A 15,314-nucleotide genomic window follows, 5' to 3' on the forward strand; every position below is an offset into this window, starting at 1 on the left:
ATTACGTGGAGAAAGTCTGAGCCAACTCGGTTCGGCTACAGCCCGAATGACAGCTCCAACTCGTCGCCCGGCAGGTGGAACTCCTCCAAGGCCAGAGGCTTGTCCGCCTCCGTCAGCGTCACGCGGATGACGTGTAGAAGGGGGACGCCATCGGAGAGGCGGAGGGCAAGAGCCTGGTCCGGCAGGGGCATCCGGGTGCGGATGTACTCCGTGACGTGGAGTTCATGGCCCAGGCCGTTGAGCGCGCTGTAAAGCTCCGGCGCCGGCGGCGGAGCCTCCTCCTCGTACTTGGTGTCGACGAGCACCGAGAACGGGACGTACGTCCGGTGGAGTTGGCGGAGTCGGCCATGGTCTGCCGTCTGTAGGGCGTCGTACGTGAACATCGGCTCGCCCGGCGGGATGCGGAGTAGGTCCGCCAGGGTAAGCGGGGCATCAGTTCGGGTGGCTACGGGCGGCTCAGCATCGGTCCAGCGGATGCCGTCAGCCTCGACGTAACGGCCGTCGGGTGCCATGCGTACGCCGCGCGCACGGCCAAGTACGGCCGGCTGTTCTCCAGCGAGCGGGGCAACGTGATCGCGGCCTCGTCGTACTCGCGAGCTTGGAAGCAGGCTCGGGAGCTTGCGCTCGTCCCCGATCAGGTCTCCTCGGTCCTGGCCTTCTGGCCGTACGACCTTCGCCACGCCGACGTGTCCCAGTGGCTCAACTCCGGGGCCCCAGCGCCAGAGGTCGCCGCTCGCGCCGGCCACTCGGTGGACATCCTTCTGAAGATCTACGCCAAGTGCATCGACGGCCAGGAGGAGGAGATGAACGACCGGATCATGCAGGGCCTGGGGGAGGAGAACGATTCCGCGGACTGAAACAACTCCATGACCGACTGCCGGTAGCCCCGGGCCGCTTCTGGTCCGGGGCTCTGGTCTGTCTGCGTGCCTGCACGCGATTGCCTGTGATCACCGGCTGGTTAAGCTCCCGGGCATGGCGAACGATCTCGGCTACACGTGCTCATGCTGCGGGGAGTACCACGCAGAACTTCCGATGGGCTACTCGACCATGGCTCCTGATGTCTGGGATCAGAGCTTTGCGGACGATCCCGACAGCATGCTGTCCTCCGATCAGTGCATTATCAAAGGCCAGCATTACTTCATCAAGGGCCTGATCGAGATACCGGTGATCGGCGGTGAAGCCTCTTTCTCCTGGGGCGTCTGGGTCTCCTTGAGCCGAGACAACTTCGCCCGAGCCCTTGACGTGTGGAACACCCCCGGTCGCGAAGTTGAGAAGCCGTACTTCGGCTGGCTGACCACCGAGCTGAGTCTGTATTCGCCCAGCACACTCAACCTGAAGACGAACGCTCACACTCGTCCGCTGGGCCAGCGCCCCTTGATCGAGTTGGAACCCACAGACCATCCGCTCGCCGTCGAACAGCGGACTGGTATCACCCGGGATCGCGTGCGCGAGATCGCAGAGGCCGTCCTGCACCCCAAGGTCGACAACGGCTGATCCGCCCTGTCCACAGGTAGTCCACACGGCTTCGCTGCGAGGTGCGGAGAACGTCTTCTGACCTGCCATGAAGTCCCTCAAGATCAAGACGCTATTACAGCGTGATCACTGTCAAACGGCTGCTTGCGACGGCATCCGCCTGCATATACGCGAAGACCCCGCACTCAGCGAACGCGCTGATGGCGGGGTCTTTAGGCACCTCATTCAAGGTGCCCCCGGCAGGATTCGAACCTGCGCACACGGCTCGGGAGTGCGTATGCGCGTTGAGTGCAAGCAAACGGTCGCGGTGGGATCGCTGACGCGGTACTCGGCACGCACTTCGACGGACTCGCCCCCGAACGACTCTCGGTGAGCAAGACAGCTAGAACGCTAACTCTCGGAAACCACAAACAGCGGCAGACGAGTCGGGCTGTACGCCGGGTTCTGTCGCCCGGCTGCCTCGCGGCGGCCGGGGAGACGGCCATCCATCTAGGGTCGACGTTGCCGTCGGCCTCGTGCGGTCTACCCGGGGACTTGGGCGGGCAGCCCTCGAACGTCCCCGCAGGAGCGCCGAGGCGCTCCCTTTTGACCTTGCTCCGGGTGGGGTTTACCTAGCTGCCCAGGTCGCCCTGGGCACTGGTGGTCTCTTACACCACCGTTTCACCCTTACCTAGCACCGGAGTGCTGGGCGGTTTGTTTTCTGTGGCACTGTCCCGCGGGTCACCCCGGGTGGCCGTTAGCCATCACCCTGCCCTGTGGAGCCCGGACGTTCCTCGGGAAGCCCCCGTTAAGAGGACTCCACGCGGCCGTCCGCCCGGCTCGTCTGCCGTGTCGACCATGCTACCCGGCGGGTGTCTTTCCCAGAGCCACTACCAGGGCCGGTGCCAGTAGCGCCGGTGCCCGGGCCCGCCGTCGCCAAGATCGAGCCCGCCAGGATCAGGGTGAATGCTGCGCCGATACCTAGCGTCAGGTCCTCGCCTAGGAACAGGGCTCCCGCCGCTACCGCCACCGCCGGGTTGACGTACGTGAAGACCGTTGCCCGCGTCGGGCCTACTTCCTTGATCAGTTCCAGGAAGGCTACGAAGGCCAGCGCCGTGCAGATCGTGCCCAAGCCGATCAGCGCCACCAGGACCGATGCCGAAGGCATCTCCGTCGGCCAGCTCATCCCTGCCGCCGGCGCGTACACCAAGGCTGCGAGTGCCAGGCAAGGCGCCGTCAGCTGGAGCGTGGGGACGTTCTTCAGCCAGCGTGCCGCTATCAGGGGCGCTGTCGCGTAGCCCAGCACCGTCAGCATGACCTCGCCCAGCGACCGGGCGTCTCCACCCGTCAGGTGGGGGACGGTTAGGACCCCCACCCCCGCCAGGCCCAGCCCCAGCCCCGTCATCCTCCTCGCGCTCAGGTGCTCCACGTTCCCGAAGAAACGGGACAGGACCACACCCACGATCGGGACACCCGCAATCAGCAGGCCCGCCGTCGAGCTGGACAGGTTCCGTTCGGCGTCCGTCAGCGTGAACCACGGGCCGATGATCTCTATGCACGCGAAGCCCAGCATCGGGAGCCAGTGCCCCCTGACCATCTTGACCAGCCCGCCCTGGCGTATTGCGAAGGGGAGCAGGAGGAGCGCGCCCAGGGCGCAGCGTGTGAAGACCACCATGGAGGGGGACAGCGGGGCGTCCACCGCCACCTTGATCATCAGGTAGGGGATGCCCCAGACGACTCCCATCAGGGAGAACAGGAACCAGCCGCGTGCAGTCATACGGCGAGTTTCGGCCCCTCCCCTACCTGCCGTCTTGAACGCTGTTGCGGTACGCCGCCGGCGTCACCCCGAGCACCCGGCGGAACCAGCGCGTCAGGTGCGCCTGGTCCGCGAAGCCCACCAGGGCTGCCACCTCGGCCGGCCTCAGACCCGTGTCCAGCAGGCGCCGCGCCCGCGTCACGCGGTACTGCGCCAGCCATGCGTACGGCGGTATCCCCATCGTCGTACGGAAGGCTCGCAGGAGTTGGTAGCGGGACAGGTCCAGGTCCGTGGCGAGGGAAGCGAGGGACGGGGGGTCCAGTAGTTCGTCTGCCAGGCGGTCTCGTACGACCGTGGCTATGCGGTCCGCCCCGGGGATCTCATCAGAGACCGGGCGGGATGCCGAGTGGCGGCGGGCCAGGGCCGTCAGAAGCCAGGGGAGGCGGGATTCCGTCTCCAGGGGGTCGGGGCACTCCCGCAGGTCCGTGTGGGTGCGGAGGATCGCCGCTGCCAGTTCCGGGTCGTCGATCAACGGTTCGCGGAAGTGAGGGAGGCCGTCCGTGAAGACCCCGTCGGTGAGGAGGGTCGGCGCGGCGTACAACGCCCGGTACGCGTAGCCGTCCGTCGCGTTGCCCGGGCCGCCCGTGTGCATCTCGCCCGGGGCCAGGACCACGATCGAACCCGGGCCGGTGCGGATGTGGCCGCCTCGGTAGTCGATCACCTCGGAGCCGTCCACGCACACGCCGATCGTGAACTCCTCGTGCGCGTGCGGGGCGTAGACGTGCTTGTCGAAGCGGGCCGTCAGGAGGTCCAGCGCTGGGCCGCAACGGCCCAGCCTTGTCCTCGTCCACAGTGCCTGTTCGGCCATCCGTTCCTGCCCCCTCTCACCCAACTAAGGGTGGAACGCCTTCAAGCCCCTTTTCCATGCCGCCGCCAGGTCCGCGTCCTCGGGAAAGCGTCCGTGGATCTCCAGGATCACCATTCCGTGCGCGAACCCCCACACCGAACGGGCCGTATCCAGATCCCCGCCGCACGCCCGCATCAGCGGCATAGCGGCTCTGTCTTCCAGACCGGATGGGAGGGCCTCGCGAGGGAGGGGGCGTTCCGTGGCCAGGCAGTACAGGTGGGGGTGGGCCAGTGCGTACGTGCGGTACGCCTCCGCCAGGGCCGGGAGCGAGCCCGGTTCGCGCGTCTCCACTGCCTCCAGCGCCGCCGCCGACTCCTCCAGCATCTGCGCGATCAGCTCCACCTCCACCGCGTGCTTGTCGGGGAAGTGCTTGTAGAGGGACGGCGCCTTGATGCCCAGGCGGTCGGCCAGGGCCCGGAGGGTCAAGGCCGTCGGCCCGGACTCCTCCAGGAGGGTCCGGGCGGCCGATGCGATCTCGCGGGCTCGGGGAGTCAGGCGGTCAGGCACGCTGGAAGCCTTCCTTGCTGCGCAGTCCGTAGCCGACGGCGCGATCGTACGAGATGTGGGCCATCCAGCCGCACAGGGCAGCGAAGGCCGGAGCCCAGGCGAACGGTCCCACCGTGTACGCCACCATCAGCGCCAGCGGGACCAGGGCGCGGTGCATCGCGTTGTAGTACGGCACCGCCCGCGGCGGCAGCTGGCCCTTCGCCATCCGGGGCGCGTCGTCGAGCGCCACCAGGAACGTCAGGTCCGGCAGGACGAAAAACACGAGCGCCAAGGTGCCGGCGAGCCAGCCGTGGTTCACGGTTTCCAGGACCGCGAAGGCCGACCAGAACAGGGCGTTCGCGAGCCACGCCGTGCGTCGGACGATCGTCCAGGTCGAGCGCTGCGGGGCGGTGGCGGTGGCGGACGTGGTGGTGACCGTGCTCATGGCTGCCTCCAGACGACAAGGGAACTGCTTCAGATTGGCTAACACCGTTAGCCTCACCTCCATGACCGTACGGCTAACAGCGTTAGCCGTCAAGACGCAAAGAGCTTGCCCGCCCGTTCCCACCCCTCCGCTTGACCCTGCCGCGACGTCAGCCTCTCTACTGGTCCCATGCGGATCGGAGAACTCGCCGCTGCCGTCGGCGTCACCACGCGGACCGTGCGGCACTACCACCACCAGGGCCTGCTGCCCGAGCCCGACCGGCTGGCCAACGGCTATCGGGACTACACCCTGCGCCACGCCGTCGTGCTCGCCCGGATCCGTCGGCTCACCGAGCTGGGCCTCGGCCTCGCCGAGGTTCGGGACGTCCTCGCCGACGACGCCGGCAAGGACCTCGCCGAAGTGCTCACCGAGCTGGACGAAGACCTCGCGCGGCAGGAGGCCGCCATCCAGGAGCGTCGGGTACGGCTGCGCGCCCTGCTCGAAGCCGCCGACGGCATCCCCGCCGAAGGGCCCGTCTCACCCCAACTCAGCGCGCTCTTCCACGATATGGCGCACGTCGCCACCCACTCCCCCATGGCCGCCGAGGACCGCGAGATGCTCGCCCTCATCGAGACCACCACAGCGCCCGAGGAGCGCGAGCGGCTGAGTGCCATGCTGGGCGCCGCCTTCGAAGCCCCGGATTCCATCCCACAGGCCATCCGGGTCTACGCCCTCCTCGACGACCTCGCCGACGCCGACCCCTCCGACCCCCGCGTCGACGAAGCCGCTCGCGCCATCGCCGCCTGGATCCCCGCCGACATGCTGCCCGTGGACATGGTCGACCAGCAGGGCAGTTTCCTGCGCGCCTTCTACGCCGACTTCGCCCCGGCCCAGGCGGAGGCCATCCGCCGTGCCCTGCAGATCCTCACGGGAGAGAAGGGAGAACTGCCATGAGAACGGCCATGCGAACGGCCTACGTTCTCCTGCGCCACCTCCTCCGCCACGAACTCCGCCTCCTCCACAGCCTCACCCTCTGGCTGACCCGCCGAACGCACGAGACGCAGGGCAAGCAAGCCTTCGGATACGCCCGCGGGCAGAGCCTCGTGATGTTCGGGTTCGCGTTCGTGTGCGTCGTCGAGACGCTGACCATGTCCGTCCTGCTGCGCAACTACCCCGCCGTGCACCGGATCGTCCTCGTCCTGGACGTCTACACCGTCCTGTTCGTCGTCGGACTGCACGCCGCCTCCGTCGCACGACCGCACACGCTCGGCCCCGACACCCTGCGCATCCGGCGCGCCGTCCACGTCGACCTGCGCATACCCCTCCACCACATCAGCGCCGTACGGCGCGAGTTGCGCATCACGCCCGACCGCCAAGAGCGGCCCGAGGGCGAACTCGACCTCCCCATCGGCTCGCAGACCACCATCACCCTCGAACTCGCCGAGCCCGTGGCCCACTTCACCTTCCTCGGCCGGCGACGCGACGTCCGGCTCGTCCGTTTCCACGCCGACGACGCCGACAGCCTCGTAGACCTCGTACGTGCGATCACGCAGGCGCGAAACGCACCTTCGCCGATCCCGGGTCTGCCTGCGTAAGGCGTACCCGCAGGCGTTCTCCCAGGGGCAGATCGCCGCCGCCCTCGATCCGGCCGATGATCGCCGGGGAGTCCAACTGCACTTTTCCTACGGCGGGTTTGTGGTCCTCGACCTCCACCACGTAGCCGTCGAACAGTTCGCCCACCCGGTCCTGGAGCAGTGCCGCCTCCACGATGTCGACGCACTCCCTCTCGACAGTGCCCGCGCGGCGGGCGCCGTCCGCCATCTCGTGCGGGAGCGTGTCCAAGGCGGCGAGCACCCAGTCCGGCGGCGTCTCGCCCGCGACCGCGGCGAGGCAGATCTCGGCGGCGTAGCGGTCGGCGAGGCGTCGGATCGGGGCCGTGCAGTGGGCGTACGGGGCCGCCACCGCCGCATGCGTGGTGATCTCCGGCAACTGCCGGTCGCGGAAGACCGTGTAACCCGCGCCCCTCAGCAGCGTCGTGCACTCCTGCAAGAAGGCCGCATGGTGCGGCTGATGGGGGTCCAGGGAACGGATCAGTTGCGAGTACGAGACGTGGTGCGGCCACTCGATGTGCAGCGCCTGCGCGGTGCGGCGCAGGCGGCCGACCGCGCCGTCCGGGGCGGCGGGCAGGGTTCGTAGGACGCCCGTGCCGGCCGTCACCATCAGATCCGCGGCCGCCATTCCGGTCAGGAGCGAGATCTGCGCGTTCCAGCCGTCGGCCGGGAGTGGGGCGCGGAAGCTCAGCTCGTAGGCGTGGTTCCGCTGGACGATCTCCTGCTCGGGGACGTTGAGGGAGATGCCGCCGCGCTCCACCTCCAGCCGTTCCCTTGCCTGTCCGATCTCCTTCAGGAGCGCGAGCGGCTCCTCCGCCGTCCCGGCGTCGATCTGCTTCTGTACGGCGGCGTAGTCGAGACGGGCCCGGCTGCGGACCACCGCGCGGCGGACGTCGGCCGTGACCGTGCGGCCGTCCGCGTCGAGGTCGATGGTCCACAGGGCGGCGGGGCGGGTCTCGCCCGGGAGCAGGCTGGCCGCGCCCTCGCTCAGCACTGCCGGGTGCAGCGGCACCCGCTCGTCCGGGAAGTACAGGGTCGTCGCCCGGCGGTGGGCCTCCGCGTCGACCTCTCCGCCTGGTGCGACGAAGGCGGCGACGTCGGCGATGGCGTAGTGGACGCGGTAGCCGGTGCCCTGCCGGGACAGGTGCATCGCCTGGTCCAGGTCCAGGGAGGTCGGCGGGTCGAGCGTGAAGAACGGGATGTCCGTGGCGTCGTACGGCGGAAGGGACGGAGCCTTCGCGGTCCGTTCGGCTTCGGCCTCCACCTGGGGCGAGAAGCTCTCGGGGACGCCTAGTTCGGTGCGCAGCGCGGTGAGGGCGGCCCGGAGGGGAGCTTCGGGGGCGCCGGTCACGCGGATGTGGCGGCGGGGCATACAGCGAGGGTATGGGGATCGGGGCCCGTACGCTGTTCGGGAGCTCAAACAGAAGGAGATCTTCCGTGCTGGTCCTGCTGCCGCCCTCCGAAGGCAAGGCGACCTCCGGCCGTGGCGCCCCGCTCAAGCTGGAGTCGCTGTCGCTGCCGGGGCTGAGCGAAGCCCGTGAGGCCGTACTCCGCGAGCTGGTGGAGCTGTGTGCCGGCGACGAGGAGAAAGCATGCGAGGTGCTCGGACTGAGCGAGGGACTGCGCGGCGAGGTCGCCAAGAACGTCGAGCTGCCGGTCGCGGGGGCGCGGCCCGCCGGGGAGATCTACACCGGTGTCCTCTACGACAACCTCGATCTGGCCTCGCTCGACGCGGCCGCCAAGCGCCGAGCCACCCGCTCCCTCCTCGTCTTCTCCGGCCTGTGGGGCGCGGTCCGCGTCAACGACCGCATCCCCTCCTACCGCTGCTCGATGGGCGTCAAGCTGCCCGGTCTCGGCGCGCTGGGCGCACACTGGCGGGCCCCGATGGCGGACGTCCTGCCCGAGGCCGCCGGGGACGGGCTCGTGCTGGACCTGCGCTCCTCCGCATACGCCGCCGCCTGGAAGCCCAAGGGCGAGCTGGCCGGGCGGACGGCGAGCGTACGGGTGCTGCACGCGCCGACCCGCAAGGTCGTCAGCCACTTCAACAAGGCGACCAAGGGGCGGATCGTACGGAGCCTGCTGACGGCCGGGGCCGCGCCCAAGAAGCCCGCCGCGTTGGTGGAGGCGCTGCGCGACCTCGGATACGTCGTCGAGGTGGAGCCACCGACGGGCAACGGCAAGGCCTGGACACTGGACGTGTTGGTCGACGAGGTGCACTGACCTGCCCTGATGCCGCCCGCGATTGCATTCTGCGCAATGGTCTTTGCGCAGGGTGCACGCCACGGGGCACGATGAGGCCATGACCTCGCAGCCCGCGTCCCTCCCCGCCTCCGTTCTCGATCTCGCGCCCGTCATCCCCGTCGTCGTGCTCGACGACGTCGCCGATGCCGTGCCGCTCGCGCAGGCCCTGGTGGCCGGCGGGCTGCCCGCGATCGAGGTGACGCTGCGGACGCCGGTCGCGCTGGGTGCCATTCGCGCCATCGCCCATGACGTGCCGGACGCGCTGGTCGGGGCCGGGACCGTGATCACCCCGGAGCAGGTGCGGGACTCAGTGAACGCCGGGGCCCGCTTCCTGGTCAGCCCCGGCTGGACCGACCTGCTGCTGGACGCCATGCAGGCCTCCGGGGTGTCGTACCTGCCGGGTGTCTCGACCACCTCCGAGGTGGTGGCCCTGCTGGAGCGCGGCATCCAGGAGATGAAGTTCTTCCCGGCGCAGGCCGCGGGCGGGGCCCCGTACCTGAAGTCCCTCGCCGGACCGCTGCCGCAGGCACGCTTCTGCCCCACGGGCGGCATCGGCGCCGCGAACGCCCTCGACTACCTCCAGCTCCCCAACGTCGCCTGCGTCGGCGGGACTTGGATGATCCCCGCCGATGCCATCGCGAACGGGGACTGGGCACGGATCGAGACGCTGGCGCGCGAGGCCTCAGGGCTCGCATCGACCAGCTGACGTCACTCTGCCGGCCTAACTCGGCCGATCTCACTCGCCCGAGGTCACGACGTCACGCGGATGACGACCTTTCCGAAGGCCGCTCCGGTCGCGTAGTAGCGGTAGGCCGCGTGTACGTCCCGCACGTCGTCGTACGGGAACACGCGGTCCACGACCGGGCGCAGCCCGTGCAAAGTGATCGCTCGGTTCATCTGCTCGAAGTGGGCGCGGCTGCCGACGAAGAGCCGTCGCAGGGTCACAAGGCTCGACGCGAGCGCGTCGGTGGTGATCTCCAGCCGATCCTTGTGCGGGCTGTTGGCGGCGATCAGGGCGATGCGGCCGTAGAGGGCGGTCGCGCGGACCGACTGTTCGATGGTGTCCGGGCCGCCGGTCTCGACGACGAGGTCTGCGCCGCGGCCACCGGTCAACTCCCTTACTGATGCTGCCCACTTCGGGTTCTCGAGGTAGTTCAGTACGTGGTCGGCGCCCAGTTCCTTGAGGCGTGCGGCCTTTGCCTCGCTGGACGTCGTGGCGATGACCTGCGTGCCGAGGGTCTTGGCGAACTGCACGGCGAACAGGGACAGTGCGCCGGTGCCGAGGGTCAGGACCGTTTCGCCGGGGAGGACCGCCTCGGCGCCGGTGACGGCGTTCCAGGCGGTGACTCCCGCGCAGGGCAGACAGGCCGCTTCCTCCCAGGTCAGGTGGTCGGGCACCCGTACGGCGGCGTTCTCGTCGAGGCGGACGTACTCGGCCAGCATGCCGGGCAGGGTCGCGCCGGGCTGGTCGATGAGCGCGGGGGTGATCCGGCCGTCCAGCCAGCGCGGGAAGTAAGTGCTGGTGACGCGGTCACCGACCGCGAAGCGCGTGACCTCATCCCCCACCGCGACCACCTCTCCCGCGCCGTCGCTGATCGGGATCACGTCGGGGGCTGCCTTCAGGGGGTAACTGCCGTCCAGGATCAGCAGATCACGCTCGTTGAGCGAGACGGCGTGGATGCGGACGAGGATGCCGCGGGGGCCGGGTGCGGGTGGGCCGTCGGGGGTATCCCGGGGGACTATGCCGTCGACGGAGCCGGGGGTTTCCAGGTGGTAGGTGCGGTAGGTGCCCATGCGGTCATGCTGGTCGGCGGGGGGTATGCGGCTCAATTCCCGCCTGGGTATGAGGGCCGTTGTAGTACCCGTGATCCCGACGTACAACTGAATCCTTGACTCCTCCCCTAGCCATCTCGCCCGCGGCCTTCTTGGTAGCGCCGATCGCGGCATCGGCCGCCTTGCGGGCCATCGTGGACTTCGCCAAGAACTTCGGCCGGAGGTCCCCCACGGCCACGGCGTCATGGTCGCGCACGACCCCCTGGGTCCCACGGTCATTTACTATCATGAAGCCCTCTAAGGAGCGAGTCAGTGATTCTTAGCGCCCATTTCGATCGCACATGGCATCACGGCAAAACGCCGGACGAAATGTGCCAGCTGATTTCCCAGGTCCTGGACAATGATGATCTAGTCAACAGCCCACTCAACCACTCTCCGGTGGGACTTAGCGTGTGGTTTTGCCTCTCCGAGCAGCCGCACACCGACGAGAAATGGACGACGGACAACCTGTTGCGAGTATCGGTCAACAGAGAAACGGGATACGGTGCACTGGTCTGGGGTGTCACTATGAAAAGCCCCCGAACTGGAGGAATTTACGAATCCGCCTGGATCTCGGACAATCCCGAACCGCCCGCCTCCGATCCGAAACTCATCTCGGACCCCGGCTATCCCCTATTTCATGATTGGAGCAGCGCAATTCCCCTCGCCAGCGTTCGCAAGGCACTGGAAGAATTCTGCGCCACCGGCACCGGAGACAGGCCGGAATGCATCCAGTGGGTCAGGGGGCACTTCAACGGCCAACGGGTGGATCGCGACCCCATCGACGACGTGGTCGACGACGCGGAAGACAGCAGCCCGTTCTAACCTTCGCGACCAAGGCAGGTTCGACCACCGGGCGCCCACAGGGGCAGTTCCGCGGAAGGAAGTGCCGTCAGAGAAGCTTCACCAACATCTGTCCAGGCTGGTCAGAGGGGATACGTGTCTCAATTCGCGCCTGGGCATGAGGGCCCGTTGTCGTAGCCGTGACGTACAACTGGATTCATGACCACCCGCACCGTCGAACCTCCACCCTTCGCCCGTGAGCTGCTGCGCTGGCGCACCACGCGACGGGTCAGTCAGCTGGAGCTTGCCTCGCGGGCGGGGACCACGCAGAGATACGTCAGCTTCATCGAGCGGGGGCGTTCCGTGCCGGGGCGGGCCGTCGTGATCCGGCTCGCCGAGTCGCTGGGGCTGACCCTGCGCGAGCGTAACGCGCTGCTGCTGGCCGCCGGTTACGCACCCGCGTTCGCCGAGTCGTCACTCGACGCGGCCGAACTCAAGCCCGTACGGGCAGCGTTGGACGGGATTCTCGAAGGACATCTGCCGTATCCGGCCGTGGTAGCCGGGCCGCGAGGTGAACTCGTGGCAGCCAACGCGGCGTTCGACGTGCTCACCGAAGGGGCGGCGCCCCACCTTCTGAAGCCGCCGGTCAATGTCCTACGGCTGGCACTGCATCCGCACGGCATGGCCTCCCGCGTCGTGAACCTGGACGCCTGGGGGCGGCACATCATCGAGAACCTGCGAGCGCGGGGGCTCCGCAGTCCGGACTCCGGGCTGGACGCGCTGGCGGACGAACTCGCCGCCTACATACCGCCGCTCGCCGAGCCCGGCGACGACTACCTCGGGTTCGCCGTCCCACTCCGACTCCGTTGCCCGGAGGGCGAGTTGCGGCTGCTGACCACGCTCACGTCCTTCGCCACCGCCGTCGACGTCACGCTCGCCGAACTGCACCTCGAAGCATTCCTGCCGGCCGACGCTGAGACCGCGGAGATACTTCGCAGACGTGCCGCTCAGCGCAGGTGAGACGTGTCGTTGAAGAGCCGCACGCTCGCGTTCCCGTCCGCGTAGTACGCCACCGCCGACAGCGCAGCGGCCGACAGCTCCATGCGGAACAGGGCCTCGGGCGGTGCGCCCAGGGCCAGTTGCACGAACGTCTTGATCGGGGTGACGTGCGAGACGAGCAGGACCGTGCGTCCCGCGTACGCCGCCACCAGCTTCTCTCGGGTGGCCCCGATACGGGTTCCGGTCGCGGCGAAGCTCTCGCCGCCGCCGGTGGGTTGGGCGTTCGGGTTGCCCAGCCAGGCGTTCAGGTCGTCCGGGTAGCGCTCGCGCACCTCGCCGAACGTCAGGCCCTCCCAGGCGCCGAAGTCCGTCTCACGCAGCCCTTCCTCGATGCTCACCTCAAGGCCGAGGTGGCGGGCCACGATCCCGGCGGTCTCCCGGGTGCGGGCCAGCGGCGAGGCGACGATCGCCTGGATCGTCCCGCGCTGGGCCAGGGCGGCTCCCGCCCGCTCGGCCTGGTCCCGCCCGACCTCGGACAGGGACGGGTTCGTGCCGCCGCTTCCGGAGAACCGCTTCTGCGGAGTCAGTGGCGTCTCACCGTGCCGTAGCAGCACGAAGGTCGCGGGCGCGCCCAGATCCGCCGGAGCCCAACCAGGGCTGCTCACCTTGCCGACCGCCGTAGCAGCCCGCACATCCGCCTCAGCCTTCGCCGCGGCAGCTTCCAACTCGGCCGTCGACTCCGCCGCCGACCACTGCTCGCCCCGCTTGCCCGCGTCCATCGCCTCGTTCGCGAGCCGGTCCGCGTGCTTGTTCTGCTCGCGCGGGATCCACTCGTACGTCACCTGCTCGGCCGGGAAGACCCGTGACGCCTCCATGGCCAGCGGCTTCATGTCCGGGTGCTTGATCTTCCAGCGGCCGGACATCTGCTCCACGACGAGCTTGGAGTCCATGCGGACGTGGACGGCCGCCGAGGGGTCGAGCTCGTGTGCCGCCCGCAGCCCGGCGAGCAGGCCCCGGTACTCGGCGACGTTGTTCGTGGCGACGCCGATGTACTCGGCCGCCTCGACCAGCGTCTCCCCCGTCGTCGCGTCGAGCACGACGGAGCCGTAGCCCGCGGGCCCCGGGTTTCCCCGTGACCCGCCGTCCGCCTCGACGATGAACTCCCGCACGGCACAAGCCCCTTACAGACGTTCAGACGTTCCAAAGACCCGATCGGCCGGTCCTACAGTCCGGACTCCGCCGTACGCACCAGAATGCGGCGGCAGTTCTCGCAGCGCACCACCGTGTCGGGGGCGGCCGCGCGGATCTCGTTGATGTCGGTGATGGCCAGTTCCTGGCGGCAGCCCTGGCAGGTGCGCTGGTACAGCTTGGCCGCGCCGATGCCGCCCTGCTGCTCGCGCAGCTTGTCGTAGAGCTTGAGCAGGTCGGCGGGGATGGTGCCGGCGATGACCTCGCGCTCCTTGGTCGCCGTGGCGACCTCGCCGTCGATCTCCTCGAAGGCGGCGTCGCGGCGCGCGGTGGCGTCGTCGACCTTGGACTGGACGGAGGAGACCCGCTCGGTGAGCTCGGCGACCCGCTCCTGCACGGACTCGATGCGCTCCATGACCTCCAGGACGACGTCCTCGAGGTCGCTCTGCCGCTTGGCGAGGGAGGCGATCTCGCGCTGGAGGTTCTCCAGGTCCTTGGGCGAGGTCACGGCACCGGAATCCAGGCGCTGCTGGTCGCGGACGGCGCGCTGGCGCACCTGGTCCACGTCCTGCTCGGCCTTGGTCTGCTCGCGGGCGGTGTCGCTCTGCTCGGTCTGTGCGGCCACCAGCAGGTCGCGCAGCTGGGTGTGGTCCTTGTGCAGCGACTCGATCTCGTTGTGCTCGGGCAGCGACCTCCGCTTGTGCGCGAGCTGCTGGAGACGGACGTCGAGTGACTGGACGTCGAGGAGTCGGATCTGGTCGGCGGGCGCGGCGTTCAGTTGGGGGCTCCTGCGGTGGGATCAGAGGAGGCCGCGTGGGCCGTCCAGGGGTCGGTGACCGTCTTGGAGACATGGACCCGGAGGTCCCATCCATGGCGGTCGGAAATCTCGTCGAGCTGGGTTGCGGCCAGCTCGCACCAGGGCCACTCGGTGGCCCAGTGCGCCGCGTCGAGCAGCGCGAGGGGGCTGTGGAGTACGGCCTCGGAGGCCGGGTGGTGGCGCAGGTCGGCGGTGAGGAAGGCGTCGACGCCGGCGGCGCGTACGTCGTCGAAGAGGCTGTCGCCGGAGCCGCCGCTGACGGCGACCGTGCGGATCAGAGCCTCGGGGTCGCCTGCCGCGCGGATGCCCTGTGCGGTGGCGGGCAGGCGGGCGGCGGCGCGCGCGGCGAAGTCGCGCAGTGGCATCGGGTGGTCCAGTTCGCAGATCCGGCCCAGGCCGCGGCGGCCTTCGCCGTCCGTGGGGTCCGGTACGAGGGGCCGTACGACACGCAGGTCCAGCGCGCCCGCGAGGGCGTCGGAGACACCCGGATCGGCGGTGTCCGCGTTGGTGTGGGCGACGTGCAGCGCGATGTCGTTCTTGATCAGGGTGTGCACGACGCGGCCCTTGAAGTGATCGGCCGCGACCGTCGTCGTACCGCGCAGATAGAGCGGGTGGTGGGTGACGAGCAGGTCGGCGCCGAGCTTCACGGCCTCGTCGACGATCTCCTGGACCGGGTCGACGGCGAACAGGACCCGGGTGACCTCCTGGTCGGGGTCGCCCACGACCGTGCCGACCGCGTCCCAGGACTCGGCCCGCGCGGCGGGCCACAGGTTCTCCAGCGCGGCGATGACTTCAGACAGACGGGGCACGGACAAAAGGCTACCTGCCTGATCTGCGCC

At 69.0% G+C, this 15,314-nt stretch carries 16 protein-coding genes, 1 other RNA gene and 3 pseudogenes; 8 read left to right on the forward strand and 12 right to left on the reverse strand.

Annotated features, from left to right (window positions below; genetic code table 11):
• Positions 1 to 35: 35 nt before the first annotated feature.
• A complete protein-coding gene (locus ACGFYN_RS34300; protein ID WP_393869838.1) occupies positions 36 to 512 on the reverse strand; it encodes a UTRA domain-containing protein in 477 nt (158 codons plus the stop codon).
• 15 nt (positions 513 to 527) lie between these two features.
• Between ACGFYN_RS34300 and ACGFYN_RS34305 the strand changes: the two are divergent.
• Together ACGFYN_RS34305 and ACGFYN_RS34310 are read left to right on the forward strand one after the other, a co-directional pair.
• Positions 528 to 857 (forward strand): annotated as a pseudogene (locus ACGFYN_RS34305) (site-specific integrase); the annotation flags it as partial.
• A gap of 175 nt (positions 858 to 1,032) precedes the next feature.
• Complete coding sequence (locus ACGFYN_RS34310) at positions 1,033 to 1,494, forward strand: DUF2199 domain-containing protein (RefSeq protein ID WP_393869972.1); 462 nt, start codon at positions 1,033 to 1,035, stop codon at positions 1,492 to 1,494.
• 396 nt (positions 1,495 to 1,890) lie between these two features.
• Here the strand turns inward: ACGFYN_RS34310 and rnpB are convergent.
• From rnpB to ACGFYN_RS34335, 5 genes and pseudogenes are all read right to left on the reverse strand, one after another.
• Positions 1,891 to 2,295, reverse strand: an RNA gene (gene rnpB / locus ACGFYN_RS34315) — RNase P RNA component class A.
• 151 nt (positions 2,296 to 2,446) lie between these two features.
• A pseudogene (locus ACGFYN_RS34320) lies at positions 2,447 to 3,229 on the reverse strand (DMT family transporter); the annotation flags it as partial.
• Positions 3,230 to 3,251: 22 nt separating this feature from the next.
• On the reverse strand, positions 3,252 to 4,076 hold the full coding sequence (locus ACGFYN_RS34325; protein ID WP_393869839.1) for a helix-turn-helix domain-containing protein: 825 nt from the start codon (positions 4,074 to 4,076) through the stop codon (positions 3,252 to 3,254).
• Positions 4,077 to 4,100: 24 nt separating this feature from the next.
• On the reverse strand, positions 4,101 to 4,622 hold the full coding sequence (locus ACGFYN_RS34330; RefSeq protein WP_393869840.1) for a TetR/AcrR family transcriptional regulator: 522 nt from the start codon (positions 4,620 to 4,622) through the stop codon (positions 4,101 to 4,103).
• Positions 4,615 to 5,046 (reverse strand): DUF4260 family protein, encoded by a 432-nt coding sequence (locus ACGFYN_RS34335; protein ID WP_393869841.1) that lies wholly within the window; start codon positions 5,044 to 5,046, stop codon positions 4,615 to 4,617. Before ACGFYN_RS34335 ends, ACGFYN_RS34330 begins: the two co-directional genes overlap by 8 nt.
• A 168-nt stretch (positions 5,047 to 5,214) precedes the next feature.
• Between ACGFYN_RS34335 and ACGFYN_RS34340 the strand changes: the two genes are divergently transcribed.
• Both ACGFYN_RS34340 and ACGFYN_RS34345 read left to right on the forward strand, forming a co-directional pair.
• The gene (locus tag ACGFYN_RS34340) at positions 5,215 to 5,979 is read left to right on the forward strand and encodes a MerR family transcriptional regulator (RefSeq protein ID WP_393869842.1); all 765 of its coding nucleotides are present in this window, start codon (positions 5,215 to 5,217) and stop codon (positions 5,977 to 5,979) included.
• Entirely contained in the window at positions 5,976 to 6,620 is a 645-nt protein-coding gene (locus ACGFYN_RS34345) for a hypothetical protein (protein WP_393869843.1), read from the forward strand. Before ACGFYN_RS34340 ends, ACGFYN_RS34345 begins: the two co-directional genes overlap by 4 nt.
• Here ACGFYN_RS34345 and ACGFYN_RS34350 read toward each other — a convergent pair.
• A complete protein-coding gene (locus ACGFYN_RS34350; protein ID WP_393869844.1) occupies positions 6,571 to 8,007 on the reverse strand; it encodes an RNB domain-containing ribonuclease in 1,437 nt (478 codons plus the stop codon). The genes ACGFYN_RS34345 and ACGFYN_RS34350 overlap by 50 nt on opposite strands.
• 65 nt (positions 8,008 to 8,072) lie before the next feature.
• Between ACGFYN_RS34350 and yaaA the strand changes: the two genes are divergently transcribed.
• Both yaaA and ACGFYN_RS34360 read left to right on the forward strand, forming a co-directional pair.
• Positions 8,073 to 8,855, forward strand: coding sequence for a peroxide stress protein YaaA (gene yaaA / locus ACGFYN_RS34355; RefSeq protein ID WP_393869845.1), 783 nt, complete (start codon positions 8,073 to 8,075; stop codon positions 8,853 to 8,855).
• Between the two features lie 79 nt (positions 8,856 to 8,934).
• Positions 8,935 to 9,582, forward strand: coding sequence for a bifunctional 4-hydroxy-2-oxoglutarate aldolase/2-dehydro-3-deoxy-phosphogluconate aldolase (locus ACGFYN_RS34360; protein WP_393869846.1), 648 nt, complete (start codon positions 8,935 to 8,937; stop codon positions 9,580 to 9,582).
• A 44-nt stretch (positions 9,583 to 9,626) separates the two neighbouring features.
• On the opposite strand, the gene ACGFYN_RS34365 is transcribed toward ACGFYN_RS34360, so the two are convergent.
• The gene (locus ACGFYN_RS34365; protein ID WP_393869847.1) at positions 9,627 to 10,670 is read right to left on the reverse strand and encodes an NAD(P)-dependent alcohol dehydrogenase; all 1,044 of its coding nucleotides are present in this window, start codon (positions 10,668 to 10,670) and stop codon (positions 9,627 to 9,629) included.
• A 91-nt stretch (positions 10,671 to 10,761) separates the two neighbouring features.
• Positions 10,762 to 10,908: pseudogene (locus ACGFYN_RS34370) on the reverse strand (RNA-guided endonuclease TnpB family protein); the annotation flags it as partial.
• 53 nt (positions 10,909 to 10,961) lie between these two features.
• On the opposite strand from ACGFYN_RS34370, the gene ACGFYN_RS34375 reads away from it, so the two are divergent.
• Both ACGFYN_RS34375 and ACGFYN_RS34380 read left to right on the forward strand, forming a co-directional pair.
• The gene (locus tag ACGFYN_RS34375) at positions 10,962 to 11,513 is read left to right on the forward strand and encodes an Imm1 family immunity protein (protein WP_393869848.1); all 552 of its coding nucleotides are present in this window, start codon (positions 10,962 to 10,964) and stop codon (positions 11,511 to 11,513) included.
• Positions 11,514 to 11,690: 177 nt separating this feature from the next.
• On the forward strand, positions 11,691 to 12,491 hold the full coding sequence (locus ACGFYN_RS34380; RefSeq protein ID WP_393869849.1) for a helix-turn-helix domain-containing protein: 801 nt from the start codon (positions 11,691 to 11,693) through the stop codon (positions 12,489 to 12,491).
• Here ACGFYN_RS34380 and ACGFYN_RS34385 read toward each other — a convergent pair.
• The 3 genes from ACGFYN_RS34385 to ACGFYN_RS34395 are packed head-to-tail and all read right to left on the reverse strand — an operon-like array spanning position 12,479 to position 15,284.
• Positions 12,479 to 13,639: a bifunctional RNase H/acid phosphatase gene (locus tag ACGFYN_RS34385; RefSeq protein ID WP_393869850.1), complete on the reverse strand. Its 1,161-nt coding sequence runs from the start codon at positions 13,637 to 13,639 to the stop codon at positions 12,479 to 12,481. The genes ACGFYN_RS34380 and ACGFYN_RS34385 overlap by 13 nt on opposite strands.
• 53 nt (positions 13,640 to 13,692) lie before the next feature.
• Positions 13,693 to 14,436, reverse strand: a complete 744-nt coding sequence (locus tag ACGFYN_RS34390; RefSeq protein WP_393869973.1) for a zinc ribbon domain-containing protein — start codon at positions 14,434 to 14,436, stop codon at positions 13,693 to 13,695.
• A complete protein-coding gene (locus ACGFYN_RS34395; protein WP_393869851.1) occupies positions 14,433 to 15,284 on the reverse strand; it encodes a Nif3-like dinuclear metal center hexameric protein in 852 nt (283 codons plus the stop codon). Before ACGFYN_RS34395 ends, ACGFYN_RS34390 begins: the two co-directional genes overlap by 4 nt.
• Positions 15,285 to 15,314: the final 30 nt, after the last annotated feature.

This window comes from Streptomyces sp. NPDC048419, from assembly GCF_043200415.1.
In the GTDB taxonomy this organism is placed as follows: domain Bacteria; phylum Actinomycetota; class Actinomycetes; order Streptomycetales; family Streptomycetaceae; genus Streptomyces.

Bases quoted from the DNA above. Each gene is read 5' to 3' on its own strand.
- ACGFYN_RS34300 (WP_393869838.1), bottom strand. From the start codon at position 512: ATGGCACCCGACGGCCGTTACGTCGAGGCTGACGGCATCCGCTGGACC.
- ACGFYN_RS34310 (WP_393869972.1), top strand. From the start codon at position 1,033: ATGGGCTACTCGACCATGGCTCCTGATGTCTGGGATCAGAGCTTTGCG.
- ACGFYN_RS34325 (WP_393869839.1), bottom strand. From the start codon at position 4,076: ATGGCCGAACAGGCACTGTGGACGAGGACAAGGCTGGGCCGTTGCGGC.
- ACGFYN_RS34335 (WP_393869841.1), bottom strand. From the start codon at position 5,046: ATGAGCACGGTCACCACCACGTCCGCCACCGCCACCGCCCCGCAGCGC.
- ACGFYN_RS34340 (WP_393869842.1), top strand. From the start codon at position 5,215: ATGCGGATCGGAGAACTCGCCGCTGCCGTCGGCGTCACCACGCGGACC.
- ACGFYN_RS34345 (WP_393869843.1), top strand. From the start codon at position 5,976: ATGAGAACGGCCATGCGAACGGCCTACGTTCTCCTGCGCCACCTCCTC.
- ACGFYN_RS34350 (WP_393869844.1), bottom strand. From the start codon at position 8,007: ATGCCCCGCCGCCACATCCGCGTGACCGGCGCCCCCGAAGCTCCCCTC.
- ACGFYN_RS34360 (WP_393869846.1), top strand. From the start codon at position 8,935: ATGACCTCGCAGCCCGCGTCCCTCCCCGCCTCCGTTCTCGATCTCGCG.
- ACGFYN_RS34365 (WP_393869847.1), bottom strand. From the start codon at position 10,670: ATGGGCACCTACCGCACCTACCACCTGGAAACCCCCGGCTCCGTCGAC.
- ACGFYN_RS34380 (WP_393869849.1), top strand. From the start codon at position 11,691: ATGACCACCCGCACCGTCGAACCTCCACCCTTCGCCCGTGAGCTGCTG.